The 23,064-nt window shown below is 38.8% G+C and carries 22 protein-coding genes, 2 pseudogenes and 1 riboswitch; of the genes and pseudogenes, 12 read left to right on the top strand and 12 right to left on the bottom strand.

Annotated features, from left to right (window positions below; genetic code table 11):
* Positions 1 to 10: 10 nt before the first annotated feature.
* Positions 11 to 829 carry a glycosyltransferase family 2 protein gene (locus BN1206_RS00325; protein ID WP_013436973.1) on the bottom strand — a complete coding sequence of 273 codons (819 nt, stop codon included), beginning with the start codon at positions 827 to 829 and terminating at the stop codon, positions 11 to 13.
* Between the two features lie 150 nt (positions 830 to 979).
* On the opposite strand from BN1206_RS00325, the gene BN1206_RS00320 reads away from it, so the two are divergent.
* Positions 980 to 1,939 (top strand): DUF1002 domain-containing protein, encoded by a 960-nt coding sequence (locus BN1206_RS00320; protein ID WP_052542696.1) that lies wholly within the window; start codon positions 980 to 982, stop codon positions 1,937 to 1,939.
* 45 nt (positions 1,940 to 1,984) lie between these two features.
* Here the strand turns inward: BN1206_RS00320 and BN1206_RS00315 are convergent, their stop codons facing one another.
* Positions 1,985 to 2,749 carry a ribonuclease H family protein gene (locus BN1206_RS00315; RefSeq protein ID WP_052542694.1) on the bottom strand — a complete coding sequence of 255 codons (765 nt, stop codon included), beginning with the start codon at positions 2,747 to 2,749 and terminating at the stop codon, positions 1,985 to 1,987.
* 93 nt (positions 2,750 to 2,842) lie between these two features.
* Between BN1206_RS00315 and BN1206_RS00310 the strand changes: the two genes are divergently transcribed.
* Both BN1206_RS00310 and cls read left to right on the top strand, forming a co-directional pair.
* On the top strand, positions 2,843 to 3,769 hold the full coding sequence (locus BN1206_RS00310) for an alpha/beta hydrolase (RefSeq protein WP_013641382.1): 927 nt from the start codon (positions 2,843 to 2,845) through the stop codon (positions 3,767 to 3,769).
* An 18-nt stretch (positions 3,770 to 3,787) separates the two neighbouring features.
* Entirely contained in the window at positions 3,788 to 5,245 is a 1,458-nt protein-coding gene (gene cls / locus BN1206_RS00305) for a cardiolipin synthase (RefSeq protein ID WP_013436969.1), read from the top strand.
* Here the strand turns inward: cls and BN1206_RS00300 are convergent, their stop codons facing one another.
* Positions 5,246 to 5,722: a hypothetical protein gene (locus tag BN1206_RS00300; protein ID WP_014565497.1), complete on the bottom strand. Its 477-nt coding sequence runs from the start codon at positions 5,720 to 5,722 to the stop codon at positions 5,246 to 5,248.
* 87 nt (positions 5,723 to 5,809) lie between these two features.
* Between BN1206_RS00300 and BN1206_RS00295 the strand changes: the two genes are divergently transcribed.
* The 3 genes and pseudogenes from BN1206_RS00295 to BN1206_RS00285 all read left to right on the top strand — a co-directional run bounded on the left by BN1206_RS00295 (position 5,810) and on the right by BN1206_RS00285 (position 7,862).
* Positions 5,810 to 6,514: an NAD-dependent protein deacylase gene (locus BN1206_RS00295; RefSeq protein WP_052542692.1), complete on the top strand. Its 705-nt coding sequence runs from the start codon at positions 5,810 to 5,812 to the stop codon at positions 6,512 to 6,514.
* A 51-nt stretch (positions 6,515 to 6,565) separates the two neighbouring features.
* Positions 6,566 to 7,084: pseudogene (locus tag BN1206_RS00290) on the top strand (methylated-DNA--[protein]-cysteine S-methyltransferase).
* On the top strand, positions 7,071 to 7,862 hold the full coding sequence (locus tag BN1206_RS00285; protein ID WP_052542690.1) for a TerC family protein: 792 nt from the start codon (positions 7,071 to 7,073) through the stop codon (positions 7,860 to 7,862). Before BN1206_RS00290 ends, BN1206_RS00285 begins: the two are co-directional and overlap by 14 nt.
* Before the next feature lie 40 nt (positions 7,863 to 7,902).
* Here the strand turns inward: BN1206_RS00285 and BN1206_RS00280 are convergent, their stop codons facing one another.
* A complete protein-coding gene (locus BN1206_RS00280; RefSeq protein WP_013436964.1) occupies positions 7,903 to 8,262 on the bottom strand; it encodes a DUF488 domain-containing protein in 360 nt (119 codons plus the stop codon).
* Positions 8,263 to 8,329: 67 nt separating this feature from the next.
* Between BN1206_RS00280 and BN1206_RS00275 the strand changes: the two genes are divergently transcribed.
* The 4 genes from BN1206_RS00275 (at position 8,330) to BN1206_RS00260 (ending at position 12,675) form a co-directional block, all read left to right on the top strand.
* On the top strand, positions 8,330 to 8,962 hold the full coding sequence (locus tag BN1206_RS00275) for a DNA-3-methyladenine glycosylase (RefSeq protein WP_052542688.1): 633 nt from the start codon (positions 8,330 to 8,332) through the stop codon (positions 8,960 to 8,962).
* A 47-nt stretch (positions 8,963 to 9,009) separates the two neighbouring features.
* Positions 9,010 to 9,183: riboswitch (Lysine riboswitch) on the top strand.
* Between the two features lie 110 nt (positions 9,184 to 9,293).
* Positions 9,294 to 10,907 carry an ABC transporter permease subunit gene (locus tag BN1206_RS00270; RefSeq protein ID WP_046433544.1) on the top strand — a complete coding sequence of 538 codons (1,614 nt, stop codon included), beginning with the start codon at positions 9,294 to 9,296 and terminating at the stop codon, positions 10,905 to 10,907.
* Complete coding sequence (locus BN1206_RS00265; RefSeq protein ID WP_013436961.1) at positions 10,907 to 11,662, top strand: amino acid ABC transporter ATP-binding protein; 756 nt, start codon at positions 10,907 to 10,909, stop codon at positions 11,660 to 11,662. The genes BN1206_RS00270 and BN1206_RS00265 overlap by 1 nt, the downstream gene beginning before the upstream one ends.
* An 80-nt stretch (positions 11,663 to 11,742) precedes the next feature.
* Positions 11,743 to 12,675, top strand: coding sequence for a DUF805 domain-containing protein (locus BN1206_RS00260; RefSeq protein WP_013641375.1), 933 nt, complete (start codon positions 11,743 to 11,745; stop codon positions 12,673 to 12,675).
* A 98-nt stretch (positions 12,676 to 12,773) separates the two neighbouring features.
* Here BN1206_RS00260 and BN1206_RS00255 read toward each other — a convergent pair whose 3' ends face one another.
* Complete coding sequence (locus tag BN1206_RS00255) at positions 12,774 to 13,688, bottom strand: HNH endonuclease (RefSeq protein WP_013436959.1); 915 nt, start codon at positions 13,686 to 13,688, stop codon at positions 12,774 to 12,776.
* Entirely contained in the window at positions 13,689 to 14,333 is a 645-nt protein-coding gene (locus BN1206_RS00250) for a YfbR-like 5'-deoxynucleotidase (protein WP_013436958.1), read from the bottom strand. It abuts the gene before it with no gap.
* Between the two features lie 225 nt (positions 14,334 to 14,558).
* Here BN1206_RS00250 and BN1206_RS00245 point away from each other — a divergent pair.
* Positions 14,559 to 15,791 (top strand): annotated as a pseudogene (locus BN1206_RS00245) (OFA family MFS transporter).
* A 39-nt stretch (positions 15,792 to 15,830) separates the two neighbouring features.
* On the opposite strand, the gene BN1206_RS00240 reads toward BN1206_RS00245, so the two are convergent.
* From BN1206_RS00240 to BN1206_RS00220, 6 genes are all read right to left on the bottom strand, one after another.
* The gene (locus BN1206_RS00240; RefSeq protein WP_052542685.1) at positions 15,831 to 16,964 is read right to left on the bottom strand and encodes a glycosyl hydrolase family 8; all 1,134 of its coding nucleotides are present in this window, start codon (positions 16,962 to 16,964) and stop codon (positions 15,831 to 15,833) included.
* 9 nt (positions 16,965 to 16,973) lie between these two features.
* Positions 16,974 to 18,281, bottom strand: coding sequence for a glycosyltransferase family 2 protein (locus BN1206_RS00235; RefSeq protein ID WP_052542684.1), 1,308 nt, complete (start codon positions 18,279 to 18,281; stop codon positions 16,974 to 16,976).
* A 131-nt stretch (positions 18,282 to 18,412) separates the two neighbouring features.
* Entirely contained in the window at positions 18,413 to 19,273 is an 861-nt protein-coding gene (locus BN1206_RS00230; protein WP_052542682.1) for a hypothetical protein, read from the bottom strand.
* Between the two features lie 102 nt (positions 19,274 to 19,375).
* Positions 19,376 to 19,516, bottom strand: a complete 141-nt coding sequence (locus BN1206_RS09680; protein ID WP_013436952.1) for a hypothetical protein — start codon at positions 19,514 to 19,516, stop codon at positions 19,376 to 19,378.
* 60 nt (positions 19,517 to 19,576) lie between these two features.
* Complete coding sequence (locus tag BN1206_RS00225; protein ID WP_052542680.1) at positions 19,577 to 21,328, bottom strand: glycerophosphoryl diester phosphodiesterase membrane domain-containing protein; 1,752 nt, start codon at positions 21,326 to 21,328, stop codon at positions 19,577 to 19,579.
* A 10-nt stretch (positions 21,329 to 21,338) separates the two neighbouring features.
* Positions 21,339 to 21,740: an iron-sulfur cluster biosynthesis family protein gene (locus BN1206_RS00220; RefSeq protein ID WP_013436950.1), complete on the bottom strand. Its 402-nt coding sequence runs from the start codon at positions 21,738 to 21,740 to the stop codon at positions 21,339 to 21,341.
* Between the two features lie 197 nt (positions 21,741 to 21,937).
* Between BN1206_RS00220 and BN1206_RS00215 the strand changes: the two genes are divergently transcribed.
* Positions 21,938 to 23,044, top strand: coding sequence for an SLC13 family permease (locus BN1206_RS00215; protein WP_013641369.1), 1,107 nt, complete (start codon positions 21,938 to 21,940; stop codon positions 23,042 to 23,044).
* The last annotated feature ends 20 nt before the right edge of the window (positions 23,045 to 23,064 follow it).

Genomic DNA, 23,064 nt, shown 5'->3' with positions numbered 1-23,064 from the left:
AAACCCTCTCTTATTGAGCGTCGCTGTCGCGCAAAGCTGGATTATCATCCATCTTCTTACGTAGCTTCTCATCTTCACGATCTTTAAGCATGGTCTTGATAATCTTATGCCATACTCGATAATTGCCACGGAAATTATCTGCTACCTTCTTGATGTTAGGTTGGTGAATAATACTGCCTTTTCTTTGCCAGTAGTGGTAGTAAGGCTTTTGCGTGTAATATACACCCTTGCAGACTGAGATGTACTTTACGTTAAAAATTTGATCTTCAAGCAGTGAAATATCACAATCAAATCTTAAGTGGTATTTCTTAATAATTGCCGTCTTATAAGCTTTGTTCCAGCTGTAGCCCTTCATTGGCGAGCCGAAAACATTGGTCAATTTAAGGTAAGTTTCACCGCGTGTTAAAAGACCACCTTCAGGATGACCAACAACATGAGATTTTTTGTCAGGATAATCCATCCAGTAGCCACAAGATACCAGACTGACATCTGGATGTTCTTCAAAAGCTCTGATAAAGAATGCTGTGTAACCTGGATCTACCCAATCATCACCATCATGAAAGGTGACATATGGCGTATCGATATATTTCATACCGACATTACGTGCGTCGGATGGGCCACCATTTTTCTTTTTGATTAATTTGAAGTATGGAAAACGTTTGGCATAGCTCTGTGCTACCTCAGCCGAATTATCTGTTGAGCCATCATCTACCACGATTAACTTAAAACTCTTGTCGACTTGCTTGAGCAGAGCTTCAAAAGCACGTGGCAGGTATTGTGCCGTATTATAGACCGGCATAATGATAGTTAACTTAGGCACTTGTAACATATTGTCCCCCTTTATTGCTCTTAATTATACCATCTTCAAGTTTTAGGTTGAAATTAAGAAAGTTTTAGGAGAAGATTTACATTCCGTTCAAAATTATCTAGTATAATATTTCGTATCAAACAGAATAAACATTCGATAAGAGGAAAAAACATGAAAAAAACTATTAAAATTTTAACAGCCATTTTGTTTAGTGCTGTCGCGATAATCGTAGTTGGTCAAAACAATCGTGTTTTAGCTGACGATGAAACTCCCGTGGTAACACTTGGTACCTCATTAACCGACTCACAAAAAGATGGTACATTAAAGATTTTGACTGCCCCATTAAATGGCGGCAACTACCAAACCATCACTGTTACCGGTTCTGACTTGGTTAGATATTTGAATCCATCTGGTGACAACTTCACTACTTCTTCTGGCGTTTGGTCCAGTGCCATGATTCAAAAGACCAGCAGCGGTAGCGGAATTAACGTTAAGATTTTGGACTATAACGGCAAAAACAACATTACAACCATCACTGCCAACCAATACAAAAACGCGGCTTTAACTGCCGGTATCACAGACGCTAACATTTACGTTACTAGTGCTATTCCAATCGACGGTTCAGGTGCCTTGGCTGGTGTTTATGCTGCATACGCTAAAAACGGCAATGCTTTGAACCAAAAGCAAGTTAATGCAGCTCAAGACGAAATGAATACTTTGAGTGGCATTACTCAAGACAACAAAGATAAAAAAGGCTACTCTGACGCTCAATTGAACAACGCGGTTGCCGGTGCCAAGAGTGAAATGGCTAAGCAAGGTCAAAACATTTCTGACAGCCAAATTCGTGATATTGTAAATAACCAAATCAATATCAATCACTTGGGCAACACCATTAACAACAATCAAAAAAACCAAATTGTTAACCTGTTGATTGAAATCCGTGATTCTGGTGCCCTTAAGAGCAGCAGTTTCAAGGGTCAAGCTTCTAAGCTTTCTAGTCAAATCGAAAATAGTGCTAAGAACATCTTTAACAAGTTCAACACGCCAGAAAATCGCAGCTGGCTACAACAATTGTGGGACAGTATCGTGAACTTCTTCAGCCACATGTTCGGCGGAGTTATTTTAGGCTAAAAAATTAAGGCCATGATTATCAATGATAGTCATGACCTTTTTTAATTACATATGCTCATCCATGTAGCGATTCAATGCGTGATCGACATATTCGTTGCCGCGGTTATTGGCGTGGCCTTTAGTCCATTCAAAAGTGCTGTCAGGGAAGGATTGCAGCAAGCGGTCTAGTTCTTTCCATTCAGGCACATTCTTTAATGGACCTGATGAGCGTTTCCAGCCGCGTTTCTTCCAACCTTGGAGCCAGTGCTGATTAATAGCATTTAAAACGTATTTTGAATCAAGCACAAACAACAAATGCTTTTCGTTAAAGCCAAGCTCAATTAGCTTTTTCAATGCATTGATCAAAGCAGTCTGCTCCATCTTGTTGTTGGTTGCGCCGTATTCGCCACCAGAACCATCTTCAGAGCCGCCATCCCACTCAATTAAGTAGGCCCAGGCAGCCTTATCTGTCTTTTTAACGTGGCCGCCCTTATAAACACCGGTATTTCGGGTACCGCCATCAGTATAAGTAGTCGCAAAATACTCACTAGATTGGGTATTTTGCTTTTTTGTTTTCTTATTTTTGGTTGCCTTAACCGGCTTTTTACTGTTATGTTTTATTTTTTCTATGGCATTTTCTAGCGTGTCATCTTTGCGGTTGATTGTTTCTTCATGTGACTTTTCTTGCCAGCCCAAATAATCAATTGCATCGGTGATATTCTCAAAGGATTTATATTCAGCGCCGGAAAAACCATCCACTTGTTTTTTGGTCTCATCCCAATTGCGATAAACGCCTGGAACGCGACCTTTTTTTACTGCATAAATTTTCATAGCTACCTCAAAAATCAAAAAACTTCCACTAAATGTTAAAATGTACTTGTTACTATTCACATTATATAGAAAAGAAATGAAGGTGAGCAAAAGTTGTTTTTCAATACTAAAAAATACGCTGAAGAAGCGGAAAAGAACCATAAACATGATCTAAAGCAAGAACCAACCATGTTTAACATGATTTCATTGGGACTACTGGCAACTTTTGCCCCAACCCGTATTTTCTTGCGCATGCATAAGCGCCATATTACCGATAATGTGGTCGTTGAAGAAAGCGACGTCGAGCAAGTGCCGATCATTTATTTCCACGGCTTCCGCGGCGGTGACTACACCACCAATGTCATGGTGCATCAGGCAACTAAAGACAAAGGAAACGAGAAATTTTTAAAGGTTACTGTCGATTTACTCGGTAATTTTAAACTTGAAGGTACCTGGACAGGTGACAAGCATCCCATCGTGCAAATTGCCTTCCGGCAAAGAATCGTCGGCATCTATGGCATCGACTATTACCTGAGTTTTGTCCTGCCATTTTTATCTAAAAGATACCACTTCAAAAACTACATCGCAGTGGCCCACTCACTTGCTTGTCCTTGCATCATTAGAACCGAGATGAAGCATTCTTCAAGTAAAACTTTTCCGCATTTAACTAAATGCGCTCTTATTGCTGGTCCATTTGACGGGGTAACTTATCTTGGCGACATCCCTAACGTTAATGTTTTAAACGAAAACGGACGTCCAAGCATGATGAACCCACATTATCTCTATCTTTTATTCAACCGCAGAAAATTCAATCCCAACATTTCCGTCTTAAATATCTACGGCAACGTCTTGGACAATACTAATACAGATAAATTTATTTCCGTCGTCTCAGCTAAAAGCATTCGCTACATTTTGGCCCCTAAAGCTCATTTTTACCAAGAAGTCGAGGTCCGTGGCAAAAACGATGCGGAACACAGCTGGATGCACGATAATCCTTTCGTAATTGACATTATTAATAAATTTCTTAACTTAAAAAAATAGTTTTTATGGAGGAAGAAAATGATTTGGTGGCATGATTTTATCAGAATTATCTTTATAACTAATACGATCTTAGCCTTCTACATCGTTTTCCACCGGAAGCGTTCAGTTTCTACAACTTGGGCTTGGCTGATTATTTTGCTTATTCTGCCAGTAGTCGGTATTACCCTTTATGCCTTTTTTGGTCGAGGCATTTCCCAGGAAAACATTTTTGCCATCAATAAACAGAAACACATCGGCCTGCACAATGTTCAGGAGTCAATTACTGAGGCCCCTAAGCATGTCAGCCCTTCTGATACGTCAAGTGCCGGTGAGATAGCCATCCGCTTTTTTAACCAGGATGATGAATCTCCTTTGACCAAAAACAATAATGTTGAGCTTTACACGGAAGGCGAAACCTTCTTCCACGACATGCTAAAAGACATTGTTCGCGCTAAAGAAACTATTAATATCGAATTCTACACTTTTTACAGTGACAACATTGGCAACCGTGTTTTGCAACTGTTGATTAAAAAGGCCCAACAAGGCGTTAAGGTGCGCGTAATCTACGATGCCTGGGGCTCAATGGGTGCCACTAAAGCCTGGTTTGATCAATTGCGGGATGCGGGCGGCGAAGTTTTGCCCTTTATTACTTCTAAAAATATGATCACCAGATACCGTATCAATTACCACTTGCACCGCAAAATCGTGGTCATTGACGGTAAGATTTCTTGGACTGGCGGTTTCAACATTGGTGATCAATATTTAGGCAAGAAAAAGAAATTCGGTCATTGGCGCGACAGTCAGGTACGCATTGTGGGTTCTGCCTCTCTGCTTTTACAAGAACGTTTCGTGATGGACTGGAACGCTTCAGTTAAAGAAGCAGATCAGATCATTCGCTTTAACTCCACTCTTTTTCCAGATCTTGATGAAACCAACATTCATCAGGGCGACATCGCTACGCAAATCGTCTCAGATGGTCCCGACCGTTACACGCCATACATGCGCAACGGCATGATGCGACTCATGCTACTGGCTCGAAAGAGATTATGGATTCAAACGCCTTATCTGATACCAGATGACGCCGTTTTTGCGGCATGGCAAACGATTGCTGCATCGGGTGTCGACGTGCGCATCATGATTCCTTGCAAACCGGACCACCCATTCATTTATCGCGCTACGCAATGGTACGCTAATGAGTTAACTCGTTGCGGTGTCAAAATTTATATTTACGAAGATGGCTTTTTACATGCGAAAACGACTATCATCGATGACAAATTTTCTAGCGTCGGTTCAATGAACCAAGACTATCGTTCATACGATTTGAACTTTGAAGACAACGCTATTTTTTACGATAAAGATTTCAACGAAAAAATGGCTCAGGTCTTTGAAGAAGATATGAAGAAATCTCATTTGCTCACACCTGAGGAAATAAAAAAGCAAGGTCGTTTATTACGAACCTTGCAGAGTTTTTCTCGTATGTTATCACCAATTTTATAATTATTGGATTTCGACTGAGACATTTTTGCCCATATATTTTTGAAGGGCTGGTACAACTTCATTCACTTGATTGCGGAAACGCATCATGTATGACTTGTTGTCCTTCGTTCTAAAAAGAGCCACAATCAATGGCTTTCTTTGATTTTGCATATTGATCAAAGTGATGTCAGCAATATCTTCATATTTGACAGTGCGTTTGAAATAGCCGGAAACGACTAATCTCTTAGGACTGAAACCTGAGAAACCATCAACGATACTGATTAATAGGAATAAAGCTAGGAAGACGTTTAAGCCTGGATCACCTTTTTCAATGTAGTTCCAGGTAAAGCCTAGCCAGATAAAAATGACGGCCCAAACAATTGAGGAAGCACGGTAGTGACCACGGAATTCGACCTTTGCTTGCCAGTACCAACTGTAACAAGCATAAGCCAACATTAAGATGTTAATTACTATATAAAAGTAGGACATGTATGTCATAAGAATTCTCCTCAACATTTTATTTGTTTTATTATAACAAAAAGTCGATATATAATTATACATAGTAATTCTTTCAGAGGCAAAATAATGAATCATGATGATTTAACTGAATTGCAGCAAGATTTAGATAATGCAAAACATGTTGTCTTCTTAACGGGAGCCGGTGTTTCTACACACTCAGGTATCCCCGATTACCGCTCCAAAAACGGTATCTACAATGGCGTACAAGAAAGTCCCGAGACGATTTTAAGTGAAAGTACACTCTATAATCGCCCCGAATTTTTCTATCATTTCGTGATGGACAATATGTACTTTCCCGATGCCAAGCCAAATCTAATTCATGAAAAAATTGCGCAAATTTGCAATAAAAAAGGCGATTTGATCACGCAAAATATTGATAGATTGGATACGAAAGCTGGCAATGAACACGTAACAGAATTCCACGGCAATTTGTATAATATATACTGTACTAAATGTCATCAGCCAGTTTCCTATGATGAATACGCCAAGGGCTACATTCATCAAAACTGCGGCGGAATTATTCGTCCAGGAATTGTGCTTTACGGGGAATCAATCAATCCCGAAACGCTAAACAATTCGGTCAATGTTATGCAAAAATCCGACTTAATTATCATCAGCGGTACTAGTTTTGTGGTTTATCCATTTGCCCAACTATTGGCCTACCACAAAGAAAACGCAAAAATTTATTCGATTAACAAAACTGAAATTCCGGCTCCTGGCGTAAAACAAATCATTGGAGACGCGCTTGATGCATTTAAACAATTGAATTAGAATTTTTGTTTTGTTATTCTTATAAACAATAACTATATGGGTGTTGAAAACATGGCAAAGGTTTTTTATTATGATTACGTCACGATTGAGCCGAGAACTTATTTTTTAACGGCTTCAGAGTTCGGTTTAACATATGTAGGGCTTAAATGAGATGAAACTGTTTCTCCTATCTTCAGTTTCTATCCTCACCGGATGTTCGTGCGTGATCCTAAAAGATTGGCACCATATGTTCAGCAGCTAAAAGAGTATTTCACTGGAACAAGAAGAGTATTCGACGTTCCGATTGATATTTCAGAATTTGGAACTGAATTTCAGCGAAGAGTTTTGCAAGCGGTGCAACGAATTCCTTATGGAATGACTATCAGTTACGAAGGTGTAGCAACCAGTATGCCTGATGCAAGTTCTTATCGCTCAGTTGAACACGCTGTTGCTCTTAATCCGGTATTATTTTTCATTCCAGACCACAGAGTTGTTTTATCTAACAACCAAGTGGGCACCTATCGTTTAGGACAACAAGAAAAAATCAGATTAATTAAACTAGAAAAGAGTCATTTGCATGGCAATTCTTAAATTGTACACACCCTTTTTCGATGGCAATAACTGGTTGCACGTTTTAACCAGTGGCAAGGACTGGATGATCATTCTTACTTTAATCATCATGGAATGTCTGCTCTCAGTTGATAACGCAGTAGTGTTAGCGGCTCAAACTCAAGTATTACCTACTAAAGCTGAAAAGGAAAAGTCCCTGATCTATGGTCTTTGGGGCGCATACCTTTTTAGATTCATCGTTATTGGGATTGGTACTTATTTGATCAACTTCTGGGAAATCAAATTAGCCGGTAGTATTTATTTGTTCTACCTATCATTCAAGTTCTTCTATAATCAGCGCCACCCTAAGCAAGCAGCTGAACACGAAAAAGAAAAGGAAGAGCGTGAAGAAGCACGTCATAAAGGAAAGAAAAAGAAGAAAAAACACGTCCTTTCTCTTTTCTGGCGGACAGTTATTTCGATTGAATCAATGGACATCGTCTTTTCAATCGACTCCGTTCTTGCAGCTTTGGCTATTTCAGACAACCCAGTAGTTGTTTTAATTGGTGGTATGATCGGTATCCTCTGCATGAGAGGTGTGGCCGAAATTATCATTAAGTTGATGGACATTATTCCGGAATTGCAGCCAATGGCTTATGTTTTGATCGGAATTATTGCACTTAAGTTGTTATTGGCTTTGCCACCACTAAGATGGGAAATGCCTAATACAGCATTCGCAATTCTCGTCTTTGCAATTTTAGGTATAACCATTATTTTCCACTTCTGGCGCATCAGAAAGCATGGACATAAACATTTATAGAAAGCAAAAAGCTTATCTCAATTGAGGTAAGCTTTTTTAGTTACATTTTACTTTCAACATATTCCTTAAGCACAACTGCTTGATTATGTTCCCTATTCTTAGCACCATAAAGAAACAGAACATCGCCAGACTTTAACTTATCCTTTACTGTCTCAATAAATTCAGGCGTAAAGTCATTTTCATCCAATTCCTTGATGTACTTTTCTTTAAATTCGGAAAATTTTTCATCTTCATGGTTAAACCATTTTCTTAATTCGTTTGTTGGGCCGATCTGCTTATCCCATTCACCCAAGTCTGCCTTAACTTTACTCATACCACGTGGCCACATCCGATCAACTAAAATTCGGTAGCCTTCGGGTTGTTCATGACCATAAATTCGTACTAATTTAATTTCTGTCATTTGAAATTCCTCGCTTCTTTTTTTAGTGTATTACTAAAAGCAAAAATTAGAAACAACGAGGCACTTTATGGATTACGCAGAATATTTTACTAACCGTCCCACTGATGAAATCACCCGTGATTTAATTGGACGACCACTCACTTTTAATAATGGAACAGAAAAACTTGGCGGCTATATCGTAGAGGCCGAAGCTTACATAGGAAAACTCGACCGTGCTGCCCACTCTTACGGTGGTCGCCGCAGTCCCTCTAACGAAGGCCTTTATCGCACTGGCGGCACCATTTATATTTATGCTCAACGACAATACTTTTTCTTCGATGTTGCCTGCCAAGAAGAAAATGAACCACAAGGAGTTTTGATTCGCGCAATTGATCCTGCTTGGGGTATTGATACTATGGTTAAAAACAGAAATGGTAAAAGCGGAGTTCTCCTCACCAACGGTCCTGCTAAAATGATGCAAGCTTTTGGTATCCACAATAAAAACTGGAATCTACATTTTCTTTCAGATTCGCCATTTATCATCGATTTAGACGATAATCATAAACGTATTGCCCAGGAAATAATCGCAGATAAACGCGTCGGGATTAATCAATCTGATCCTGTCTGGGCTAACAAAAAATTACGTTTTTACGTTGCTGGTAATCCTTACGTTTCAGATATAAAAAAAAGAGATTGCGCTTACAGCAACGGTTGGGCTTGACAAAACTTCATTTTTCTTTTAATCTTTTTATCAGTTAAATAATTTTCCAATGCAATAGAGGTTGCGACAACCACAAGATAATTCAGAGTCCGCGAAGACAATGAAGGTTATCTTAGGGCTGCCGCCGAAATGGATTTAACATTCGCGTGTTGATCTGTTGGGCTATAGAACAATATTCTATAGACTGTCCTGGTTAGTCCCCAGGGAGCGCTATAAGATTTGGTTTAAATACTGATGATTATGACCCTCGTTTGTTTTGGCAAACGAGGTTTTTATTTACGCTTTATTGTATTGGCTTTATGTTAAAACTATTTTTTCGGAGGTTTTACAATTGAAGTCAAGATTTAGATGGATCGCTGCATTACTTACAGTGCTCCTCAGTATATTTATCGGTTTCAGCTTTAGTAGTAATTCGACTCAGGCTGCTAAAAAAGATTCCGGCACATTAAAGATCGGTATGGAAGCTAACTACCCACCATATAACTGGACTCAACCAACCAAAGCTAATGGTGCGGTTCATATCGATGGTTCTAACTCATACGCTAACGGTTATGATGTTCAAATTGCCAAGATCATTGGTAAGAGACTTCATAAAAAGGTTATCGTTGAAAAGACCCAATGGGATGGACTTTTACCAGCTTTAACTTCAGGCAAAATTGACTTGATCATTGCTGGTATGTCACCTACTCCTGAAAGACGTAAGGCCATCAACTTCTCAGAACCTTACCGTAAGAGTACTTTCGTTGTTATCACTAACAAGGCAAGCAAGTACTCAAATGCTAAGAAATTAACTGACTTTAAAGGTGCTAAGTTAACCGCTCAACAAGGTACTTTGCACTACAACTTAATCAAGCAATTAAAGGGTGCTAAGCGTCAACCTGCGATGCGTGACTTCTCAGCTATGCGTCAAAGTTTAGCTTCAGGCACTATCGACGGTTACGTTGCCGAAGACATCGAATTTGAAAGTTACCACAACGTTAACCCTAACATCGTTGCCATTAACTTGAACAAGATGGCCGGCTTCAAGGTTGACCACGACGATTCCGTTACTAGTATCGGTGTCAAGAAAGGCAACACTAAACTTTTAAACGAAGTTAACGCTACTTTGAGAACTATTTCTAACAAAAAGCGTGATCAATTAATGTCACAAGCCGTTAAGGAACAACCTAAGGCTGGTAACCAAACTAAGAAGGAAAACTGGCTTGTTACTACCTGGAAGCAATACGGTGGCATGATCATGTCAGGTATCGGCATGACTTTGCTCTTAGCTTTAGTTGGTACTATCGTTGGTTTCTTCATCGGTTTGCTCGTTGGTATCGTTCGTACTATTCCAACACCTACTACTCGCGGCAAGCGCTGGGCATTAAACTTTGTTAAGTGGTTATTATCAGTTTATGTTGAAATCTTCCGTGGTACTCCAATGATGGTTCAGGCAGCCGTAATTTACTACGGTATCGCTCAATTCTGGCACTTGAACTTGAACAGAACCGTTGCCGCTTTGATCATTGTTTCCATCAACACTGGTGCCTACTTGGCCGAAGTTATCCGTGGTGGTATTATTTCAACTCCAGAAGGTCAATTCGAAGCAGCTAGTGCACTTGGTATGACCCACAACCAAAGAATGTGGCATATCATCTTGCCTCAAGCTATTAGAAACTGTTTACCATCAATCACCAACGAATTTATCGTTAACATCAAGGATACTTCAGTATTGAGTATCATCTCAGTTTCTGAATTGTTCTTCGTTGGTACTACTATTGCCAGTCAATCATTCAAGTTCTTCCCAACTTACTTAATGATTTCAGCAATCTACTTGATTTTGACCTTTACTATTACTAGAATCTTCAACTTCATTGAAAAGAGACTCGAAGGTAACAAGAACTACAACTTGATGGCTAACCAAGTTCAAGTTGGTACTCCAAAAGATGCGGAGGCAAACAATTAATGACTGAATCAAACGAAGTAATTTTAAGTTTAAAGCATATGCAAAAGTCCTATGGGGCTCACAAGGTATTGAAGGACATTTCTTTCGATATCAACAAAGGCGAGATCGTGACCATCATTGGTCCTTCCGGTGGTGGTAAGTCTACTACCCTTCGCTGCATCAACTTGCTCGAAGAACCTACTGGTGGCGAGATCGATTTCCACGGTGAAAACATTTTGGCACCTGGTTACAACCGTAATACCTTTAGATCCAAGGTCGGCATGGTATTCCAGCAATTCGACTTATTCGAAAACAAGAATGTTTTGGAAAACTGCATGATCGGCCAAGAATTGGTCCTCAAGCGTTCAAAAGACGAAGCACGTAAGATTGCTATGGAGAACCTTAAAAAGGTTGGTATGGATCCATTTATCAAGGCTAAACCACAACAATTATCTGGTGGTCAACAACAGCGTGTTGCTATTGCCCGTGCGATTTCAATGAATCCAGAAGTTTTATTGTTCGACGAACCAACTAGTGCCCTTGACCCAGAAATGGTTGGCGAAGTACTAGACGTTATGCAAAAGCTTGCTACAACCGGTTTGACGATGGTGATCGTTACCCACGAAATGGGCTTTGCCAAGAGCATTTCAGACCGTGTATTGTTCATCAGTGACGGTATCATTACTGAACAAGGTTCACCTGATCAAATCTTTGATCATCCAAAGAACGAAAAGACACAAAAGTTCCTGAGTAACTTCAGAAAAATGGACTTTTAAAATTTTAAAAGCAGAGAAGTTTGATTACTTCTCTGCTTTTTTAGTTTATAATTAATAAAAAATTAATTGGAGGAATATTTATGAATGAAAGAGTGTATTACTTCGTCAAATCGTATGATGAAGATTTACCAAAACCACCCGCAGAAAGTTTTGGTCAAATTTTAAACGAAACCTACTTGCATCCCTTCGATTGGAGCGCAAGAACCACTCGTAAGTCCTACTGGTGGAGCGTCTTAACCAACTTCATTATTGCCATTTTAGCTATTGTAGTTGGATTCTATGCTTTCAATGAAGGCCTTAATCCAGGTATCAGAGTAATCGACGCTGTGGTTGCGATTGCTATCTATGTCTGGGTATTTCTAGCTGGCCTTGGTCAAATGATCCGTCGTTTGCATGACGTTGGCTACAGCGGCTACTGGTACTGGGCTACCTTCACTGGTTATGGAACAATGTTTATGTTTTACTTAGCACTTCAACCATCTGTCCAACACAAGGTTAAATGGGGCAAGTACTTGTTCAGCGATCAAGATTATCCTGAGGGCGGCGCAAAAAGTAATGTTCCTGTACCAACTATTGGTCAAATCTTGAAGGAACACTTCTTTGACTGCTTCAAGTGGGATGCTAGATCTACTAGAACCTCATTCTGGGTAGGTACTGCAATTAGCCAAGTTATCATGACAATCGGCGTACTTGCTTGTTACCTACTTGCTTTCATGCTTTTAGCTCCTTTCAGCGTTACTGAATCTGATTCTGGCGATGCCAAGGTAATCGGTGTAATCTTCATCATTTTTATTATTTTCTTTATTGCAGCAGCTATTTGGGCCTTTTTAGCACAATTAGGTCACACTGTTCGTCGTCTGCACGACGCAGGCTTTAACGGTGGTTGGTGGTGGCTGGGCGTAATTCCTTACGTTGGTCAACTGTTGCTAGCATTCTTGCTCTTCCACCCTACTGTTCAAAATGAAGTTAAATGGGACAAATATTTATTTGATCCAGAAGATCGAATTAGATAGATCAAAATTAAAAAGATCATTCCTATATGGGGATGATCTTTTTAAAACTCATTTTCTATTTTGAATTGAGTTTACAAAAAATAGCGCTTTTTTACGTTTTAAATAATATCCTTATTTTCCTTAATGCGAGCTAATTTCCAGCCCGTATCAAAATACGTCTTGCGCGTTTGACGCAAATCATCATAATCACTTTGTAAACTATCAATGGCATCCTGTAAGCTCTTATTTTGCTTTCTAATCGCATTTAGCTCAGGATCATTGATCACACCCTTAAGGTGTACTTGAGCCGCTAAATAGCGCCGACGATGCTCAAATTCTTCTCTCAAAGTACCCAGCGCATCTTCATACTTAACTAGCTTTTTATTGATCTCAGAAATTTGATCATTCAGTTGAATAAACAACTTATAAGGCATATCCGACTTAATTCGGTTGCATTCCGCACAAGCTAAAGTTAAATTATCTAAGCTGTTGTTGTGACTAAGAGAAACAGGATCCTTATGATCTACGCTGTGGCCACGTCTGCCGCAATATTGGCAGCGGTATTTATACTTGGCCCGAATGCGTTCACGATCAATAAAATCAACTTCGTTTAACTGGAAATTGATCTCCAAACCCATTCCCTTTAAATTTTGCTCAAAAGTTACGCCTTGGTTAGGCACATAATTAAGCTTGCCATCTTCGCTTTTAATTACCGCCAAATTCAAATCAGACCTTTTAATCTGTTGGCGGGCGATTTCATTACCATCATAATCTTGTAAAAAGGCTTCGTATTTTTTACGGTCCTTTTTATTTTTCACAATAAAACCTGATTGATCTTGTTTCTTTGCACCGACAAACGTGTAAAGCAAGCTTTGAGCAAAAGTTGCGACCGCATCATTTGCGTAATCTTCCGGATTCAGGTTGCGCGTGATACAAATGTCGCAAATACTGGTCAACTTAGGATTCATTAACCCCTCTTGCTTAAAATGCAAAGAGTCCATGCGCAGCCCGCATGAACTACATTGAAATTTCACCTAATCATCCCCTAACAATAGAATGCTAAAAGCTATTCGTTGCATCTTATCCTTTCCCGCGAAATCACCTTTAAAAAGATCTGGCAAAATTTTCTTAATAAAGTATTGTACGCAAACTAAATCGTCGAACTTCTTGATCGTTTCAAGACTTTCCTTGAACATTTGCATATAAACCGGGTTAGGATTACCTAATTCGATTTCTCCATAAGCTTCATATAACAAATCTAATTTATCACAGATTGATAAAATTTTACCCTCTAAAGTATCATCTTTGCCTTCTGAGAGACGTTTAGTATAAATTTCTTGAAATTCTTCTGGAATCTCATCCTTAATGAACTTAGTGGTCATTGTTTCTTCAACATCACCAATCATCTTTCTAAGTTGAGGAGTAGCGTATTTAACTGGTGTCTTAATATCACCGATGAAACGTTCAGTATAATCATGATTCAAACTCTTTTCGTAAAGGGCCTTCCAATTGATCTTCTTATTGCCGTGAACTTCTTCGATATCACCCATCATTTGTGCGAGTTCAGCTGTTCTGAAGCAGTGATCAGCTACTGAGTGGTGGTGGTACTTGAAGTAACCTGGTGCACGATCGATTGACTCTAAACTGTTAAAACCTTGAATGTATGCATTTAATCCCATTTTTTGTCCTCCTCTTAAAAATTTATTGCTAAAAATGTTTAAAAATTTTTACTATGTTATCAAAAATCAAAATGAGATGCAAATATAGCTGGATTTTGGCAGCATTGTTCGTGTTTTATATAAAGCGTTTCTCTTGACTAGATAATAACTAATAATTTATCTTTTAGATGACTAATAAATTATTTAGTTTCATCAATATTTGTTCATGTTTTGTGGAGAGAATCAATGATAAAAACTAGAAATAGGTACGTTATCGCCTCAGCCGGGATCACACTGCATTTAATGATCGGCGGCGTCTATGCCTGGAGCGTTTTTACCGGTCCGATTGTTAAACAAACCGGTTGGGCAGAAACCTCCGTTTCTTTTGCCTTTAGTTTAGCTATTTTCTTTTTAGGGATGTCAGCAGCCTTTATGGGACGTTTAGTTGAAAAGTTCGGACCCACAATCACTGGTACAATTTCTAGTGTTTGTTACGGTTTGGGTGTCTTTTTAACTGGGATTGCAATTAGCAACCAACAACTATGGCTACTTTACTTAGCTTATGGTGTAATCGGCGGATTAGGCCTTGGAGCAGGTTACGTAACTCCTGTTTCTACAATTATCCGCTGGTTTCCGGACAAGCGTGGCCTAGCTACCGGTTTAGCCATCATGGGCTTTGGCTTTGCGGCTTTATTGACGGGTCCGATTGCTCAAACTCTAATGGCAAGTTTTGGTGTTTCCAGCACCTTTTATATTTTGGGTATCTTTTATTTTCTGGTCATGATTATAGCTGCCCAATTTATTAAAAAGCCGCGTAAAAATGAATTGCCAAAAGCAGTGATCAAAAAAGCAAGTCATTTCAGCCTAACTGGTCAAAACATGACAGCTAACGAAGCAGTCAGAACCCCAATGTTTTGGTCATTATGGTTCATGTTTTTCATCAATATCACTACCGGTATTGCCCTAGTGTCTGCCGCTTCGCCAATGGCACAGTCGATGACAAACATGACAGCAAATACCGCTGCCATAATGGTCGGTATCCTAGGTTTATTCAACGGTTTTGGTCGTTTAATTTGGGCAACTTTATCAGACTATATTCGTAGGCCTAGAACTTACAGCGCCATCTTTATTTTGGATATCGTCATGTTAATCACCTTAATCTTGTGCAAAGTACCCGTGATTTTTGCTCTTGCCCTTTGCCTACTCTTATCATGTTACGGTGCTGGCTTTTCAGTAATTCCAGTATATTTAGGCGACGTTTTTGGTACTCGTGAATTAGGAGCAATTCATGGATATGTCTTAACGGCATAGGCCGCAGCGGGAATGGTAGGTCCAATTTTGTTATCCTACACTCACCAAATACTGCACAACTACTTTGTGACCCTAGTCGTCTTCATCGTCATCGATCTTTTAGCTCTAATTGTTTCCCTAGCTTTGCAACGAGCACTTGCCAGGATGCAAGAACAAGTGAATAAATAAAAACAAAAATAAAAAAAGTCCCACTTTTGTGGGATTTTTTTATAGCTTATCAGCATCTAAAGCAGCCATTGTCGTCAATGCGGCATCATAATAATTATTTTGCGGTAAATGACGCGTAAAAATATACTGCTGAGACATGAACAAATCGTCATAGCCTTCATTTCGATTGAACGATACGGCATAGAAAATCGGTGCACTGAAGCTGGCAGACTGGTACTTGTTTAATGGCTTGCCTTTTAGAGTATAGCCTGCTGTTATGGTGTTTTGCTTACTAAAGAATTTAAGCATCCTCTTTAAAGTGTTCTGTGCTGAGCGATCATTGCATCCCGCCAGCATCATCGGAACACGACAAGCATTAGCAGAATAGTAGCCATCATTTTCCGTTGAAATAGTCTTAGGCTTAACCGGTTGGGCGTCATTTTTGCTTACCCAAGCAAAATCAGGCACTAAGCCAGTTTTATTTTGATGACTGAGCTGGTTAAGTCGCTTAAGCATCGTATTTTTGATCACGAGCCAGCGCTTATCACCTGTTTCTTGATAAAAGTTGTCGAAGAATTCCGGCATCACATCAGAAGTCCGCATTAAATTGTAGTACTTGGACTTCGAATCAGCCCAGTCTCCGACAGTCAGCGTTTCAGTATCAGGATTGTACTCATAGCGCAAAATATCTTGCAAAATGGCATGCGCTTCTTTTTGATACTTATCATCATGCCACTGCTTGCTGGCTAGTAATAATGCCTGGGCAATAAATAAGTCACCGTCTGTGGCACTATTTTTATTAATCGTCCAGTGACCATTATTTTCAACGGCACGCCAAGACATTAATGCTGTCTTGTCTTTATTAATCGTTTCGCGGTGCTTGAGATAAAAATTATTCAGTTGATCAAAATATTCTTTCTTGCTCCACTTTCTTTTAGCAGACAAAACAGCAATATACATGCCGTAGCCTTGCCCTTCAGATAGCGCGGTTCTGGTTTCTGTTTTTGGCGTCGTATCAATAAAACTCTCTTGTTGATTAACTTTAACAACGTAATCTTTGTACCATTGTCTATAAAAATTGTGGCGCAATTGGCTACTGTTTTGCAATCGTACATATGCCATAATCCCTGAAAAAATAGCGATAATCACTATAAAATACAGGGATAAATGATGATTATGATTTAGTCTCTTCATTTTTCTTCCTTAATCGGCAAATCTCTTCGTCTTAACCCACTTAGTACTATCACGGTGGAACAATCTATCGGCCGTAACTGAACATACTGCATGAACGGAAACTACGATAAACAATTGCGAATATGAGAAATATGAGGCCAAGGCTAGCCAAATTTGTCCAGTAGTTGCCTGACCAAACTGCGTACACATGGCCGCATAAATTTGCAAAATATAAAGCAAAATCATCAGTAGCCAATTAAGCAACAAAATCTGTGCCAGCAAGATGTTGCTTGAAGTAATTGTGAATGGCAATAGCACTCCTGGCTGCCAAATGTGGACGATCATTGCAATCACATTGGCTAAGAAAATAATGTCAGACAAAATAATTGCGGCATTAAACCAGAAGAAAGTACATGAGTAATAAAACGTTTCTAGTTTTACGCGCCAATTGCTTCGATCAAACAAGTGCTTGAAGTTGTTGATGACCACTTCGTAGTTGCCTTTAGCCCAGCGCAAACGCTGGAAGTAATAGTCCTTCAATCTTTCTGGTTCTTGCTGGAAAGCTTCAGAGTTATAAGCCAGTGCAATCAATTTGCCTGAGCCCATAATCTTAAAGGAAATATCGGTATCTTCGGTCAAGGCACCATTACGCCAGCCACCGATTGATTCTACATATTCTTTATTAATAATGCAATTAGTACCTGGAATTCGGCCAATTTTGAATAATTGCCAAATACCGCAGTGTTGAATTCGCTGCGTTACAACGATCTCTTGGTTGATACATCTAGTTAAAAAGTTCTGCTTAGCGTTACGCGTTTTATTTCTACCAAAAGCCGCCATATAACGCTTAGGATTTTCCAACACTTTTCGAACTAAAAAGTACAGTGCATTGCTTTCAGGCATGGCATCCGCATCATAAACGCCTAGGTATTCACCGTGAGCAATTTTCAAGGCATCGTTTAAAACTCCGGCCTTACCACCGGTACCAGTTCGTCTAATTACTTTAGCGTTACGATTTTTAAATCTTTCTTCTGCTAAAACACTGTCTAGAACATCAGCAGTATGGTCCTCACAGTTATCCGCGTAAAATAAGACTTCTAATTTATCCTTAGGATAATTAAGATTCAAAATTGCTGTCGCCGTATTTTTAATTACCAATTCTTCGTTATGGGCTGGGACAACGATCGTCACTTTAGGATAACGAGGAAGCGGTGTAATTTTAACTAAAACCTTGCTGTGCTTTAGCCAAAATGCAATTGCCCCACTTAGAGTAACCATCGACATGAGCAGCGATAGCCAAATCGAAATCAACGTAATTATCTGCATTACATCACTCATTGTCATTCTTCCTCTTCGATTTAATCAAAGTCTGTTCCATATTACTTAAAATTTTTAATGTACAAAAGAAAATGATGAAAAAGCAGATGATAAAAATCAACGTAATGCCAACTGCCAAAAAGTAAAACCAATTAGTCATTTTGATCATCCTTCAAATATTCCACAATGATATCTGTTTCTAGGCCTCGTTCCAAATGCTTAAGGAGCTTGTCCAGATCAGAAAACTTTTCACAGTTTTGCAAGTCTACACTCTGAGTTGCTACCTTAAGCATCAACGGAATTCCGGTATCCAATTTTTGCAAAGCAATGTAAACTTGCTCATCTAATTCCTTATGCATCTCATCTGTAACTCTAGGTGAAAGGATCAAGAATTTACCATCGCCAACGTAATAGATAAACTCGCTTTTTAGGCGTGTCTCCTTTAAAATCTTGGCAATCTCACGTAATAACTTGGCATGATATTGTGGATGTTGCTCTTCGACTTGTTGGTGATGTTCCCAACTGATCAATTCCGCATTAACCCAAATATTCATGTCAGGGTAACGTTTAATCTTTCTCAGATCATCTTCATAGAATTTACTTGCATTGTAATAAGTCTGCAGCTTCACGTTTAAATCATAGTGGCCTATCGAGCGCTTAGCATCGCTTTCACGACCAGAGACAATACTCCAGTCCAAAATATGGTGTCGCACTACACTTAATAAACTTGCTTCAACCGGAAAGGCAATAATCAAGAATGTCTTTTCAGTACTTGCCATTACCACATACCCCAGCAGCAAAAAAGCAACTGCGACTGTAGTCAAAATAATAATCAGCCAACTAACTAAGTATCTAGCTGAAAATAGGCCAACGAAGATTGCTAATACAAAAATCATTAACAAAGCGTTAATCACGTTAATTTGGAAAGAATCCGCTAGCCAAAATGTAATAATTGGAAAAAGCAGTGCTGCCAGCAGTGCAAAATATACTAGTCTAATATATTTTTTATTCATAACCTAACCTTCTCAAAACTCCCATTGCATGAAAAAAGGCTACTAACAAATCTAACGATCTCTTAGTAGCTCTTCTCTGTTTCTTAATTTTAAAAAACGAAATTACTTGTTTTCGTCTTTTACGGCCTTGTTAAGAAATGCAACAACTGCTGCTACGTGAGCAACACGCTTCTTTGCGTTTCTCTTGTTCTTAGGTCTTTGGTTTGGTTCACAACCAGTGTTGTAGTTTTCACCTTTACGCATAGTACTATACTTCCTTTCAGATTTTCGAAAATCTAGTATAGTTTACCATGATCAAACGCGTTAATCAAGTATAGGAAAGGCAGTCATGTAATTTAAGAGTCGTTCCGCATAACTTTTACGCCCTTCAAAGTCTTCAATCGTAGTATTTAATTTAGCCACATCATCGGTAATAAAGCCATCGACGTGTTCATACATCATCTTTTTCATTTCGGCAGTATTATTGACTGTCCAAGCATATACCACGTGATTTTGTAAATGAGCTTGCCAAATGAAATCAGAACTTAAAGTGGAATATTCCATGGAATAGCCATCGGCCGCACTGCGCGGATAAGTTAGGTTGTAAGGCTGAATATATAAAACTGGAATTTTTGAATTAAGCTGGTGCATTTTTTTGACAGCAGTGTAATCAAGCGACTGCACTTGGTACTTATTCTTCAAAATTGTTTGACCGTACTTTTTATTAAAGTTCGCCACAAAGTTCTTGGAATCATGCTGTGTAGTCTTAATCTCTATCAGCAATTTTTGCTTTAACTTTTTAGCGGCTTTTATATATTGATCTAGACTAACAACCTTGCCACGATGGCCATCTTCTTTAGCAGTTAACTGAGTTAATTGTTTTACGGTTAAATACTTCGGCTCTTTGTCTACCCCAGTCAGCTTTTTCAGATTTTCATCGTGCATAATGATAAATTGATTATCTTTAGTTTCATGGACATCAATTTCTACATAGTCCGGCTTAAATTTGGCTGTCTTCTTTAAAGCTTCGATCGTGTTTTGCACACCATTTTTATCATTTACTCCCCTATGGGAAATGGTGACTGGCGCATGGTCGTCTATCCCCGTCAGATAAAAAACATTCTCGACTCCGTTGACGATTATGGCAAAGATCCAGATGATCATGATTGATGTCACGATTGCTTTATTGTGGGATGCATTAGGTAATTTTTCTTCTTTTGTGGTAATTTTAATTAAAAATAATAGTGAAATAGCACTAGTCCAGATCAGCAGTAGTTCACTGATCACTTGAAAGAGTGATAGATTTATCGTAGCTAGTATTAAGGCTAATTCCCTGGGAAATATGTCCCATAATAGCTGCAGTAAATATGCCAGCACGCTGTTAATTACCATGGCCAAAATAGCGATTATTCCCAAGGTAATAAAGAAGCCCAATACCTTGCGCCAACTCTTTTTCATTAAACTGGCGCTTTTCTTCATTGCCTCTCTAGTGGTCGTTTTATCCAGCACCATAATTGGCAAAGTGAATAAAAAGCGAAGTGCCAAAATAAAAATCACGACATAAAAGACAACTAAAACCGTCAGTAAAATCCAATCTCGCGTCATGTAGTCCACAATAAACTGTGGAATTTTTAGCTTGGCTAAAAGTGGCGTTCTAAAGACAATATTGGCAAAAGGTATAATTAACAAAAAATAAATTGCCAATAAAAGTAGTGAGCCTAATCGAAAGTGTTTCAAGCATTGCCCGTACTCACTGAGGCTCTCTTTTAAATCAAATTGATTTTTGATCACCAAAATAAGCAGCGCAAGTTGACTGTAAATGACAAATAGCAATGCAGCTAACTCAATTAGCAATGCTAAAGCCACAAAGGGATGCTTAGTTAAAATAATTTCTAAATTAGAAAGCGAAACAAACGGAATGGCACCCTTTTGCAGTACAAATGTAGTGATATAACGAAAAAACGGAATAAAAACAAACTGGTTTAATACACTAATGCCCGTAAAAAGGACTAAGTATTGTAACCAATTTTGTTTAAATTCCGCTGAAAAATTCTTTATTTCATTAATTGCTTTCATTACCTAATGATTAGCAAGTTTTACCCTCTTGCATTTCCTTCTTAGTTAATTCTTGCGGTGTGTATTTATCAATTGATACCGCTCCATCAAGAATGCCACTATCATCGGATAAACTCAATGTATAATTTCTTGCGTTGACTACTAGGCCGCCTTCAAAGAAGCTAACTTCGTCTGGTGAAGTCCATAAATCAAAACCGGCATTGTTTTCTACTTTAATAGTATATTTAGGATCCTTTTCATCAAGAATCACGAATTGAAAGTTGGCACCAATTGTACAAGTACCACCAAGTCTTGAATACTTGTTTGAACCATCATTTAAAGCTAATAAAAGTGGCTTGTTTTCTGGATTTTTCTTTTCAATAATTTCTTTTGCTTCTGGTTTGATGTTAATTGAAATAGTTTCTTGTGTCATAGTTGTGTCCTCGCTCTAATCTGTTACGTTTACTCATTTTCTTAAGTATAGTATTTTTAAGCAAAATCCCCTATTAAAATGCTCAAAGTGGCCTAAATCTTTAGTTTTTTCAAATTTATCATTGCAAGCTATCCTAAAAAAGCTCAAAATGATACATAGGGTTTTTAGACGATTGTAATACGTAAGGGGGACCTTTTATGACCGTCTTAAAGAATATTGCTAAAGATAGAATTTTACAGATTACAGTTTTAATTACAGTAGTAAGTCTTTTTTTCGCTAGGCCGCGGTTAGCAGATATTAATTTTCACACTTTATGGTCTGTTGCCGCAATGCTGACGCTGATCCAGATCTATGCTTATTTGCACGTTCTGGATGTTTTAGCGTACAAACTTACGAGTATCGCAGATAATACGCGTAAGTTGAACATGCTGTTCACGGTTTTGGCCGTTATCGCCGGTATGTTCTTAGGTAATGACATTACTGTATTAACTTTAATTCCACTTTATTTAAATATCGCTAAGCGCTACAAGCTGCCACAAATTTTGCCTGTTACTTTAATCGGTATGGGCGCAAACATTGGGGCCGCATTTACACCTTGGGGTAATCCCCACAACATCTTTTTAGTTAGTCGCTTCGATATTAAGCCACTAGTTTTCTTCAAATGGTCAGTACCTTACTTGATCATTTCAATGGCGATCATGATTTTGGTCTTCATATTTATTCCGAAGAAAGAAATTCCGGTTCAAAAGACTGAACCAATTCGAATCAGCTGGCGTCCTACTATTATCACGACCGCTGTCTTTATCTTCTTCTTCTTTGGAGTTTTCAGAATCGTGAATATTGTTTGGCCAATGTTGATCGCAATTATCTTGGCACTAGCAATTAATCCAAGAATCATGCTTAAGATCGACTATGCGTTGCTCTTAACCTTCACTGGTTTCTTTATCTTTATCAGTGATATCCAACAGATTCCAGCAATCGTGAACTTGATTCATATGACTGTTCACTCTGAGAGCTCAACTTACTTCGCATCAATTCTTACTAGTCAAATTATGAGTAACGTTCCATCAACTATTTTGGTTGGTAAGTTCACTAATTATGCGCAAGCGTTGTTCCTTGGATCCAACATCGGTGGTTTTGGTTCCGCAATCGGTTCAATGGCCAACATGCTGGTAATGAAGACGTTCAACCAACACGCTACAGTCAGCCGCAAGAAGTTCTTTATTCAATGGACAATCATGCAATTTGCTGGCTTGATCATTTTGACAATCGTTGGTTTAGGATTGTTGATTTTCAGAATTTAAGAAATGAAAAAGAATGCTTT

Source organism: Lactobacillus sp. OTU4228 (assembly GCF_001006945.1).
In the GTDB taxonomy this organism is placed as follows: Bacteria; Bacillota; Bacilli; order Lactobacillales; family Lactobacillaceae; genus Lactobacillus; species Lactobacillus amylovorus.
The sequence above is the reverse complement of the archived record's forward strand: the minus strand, read 5'-3'. Positions and strand labels throughout refer to the sequence as shown.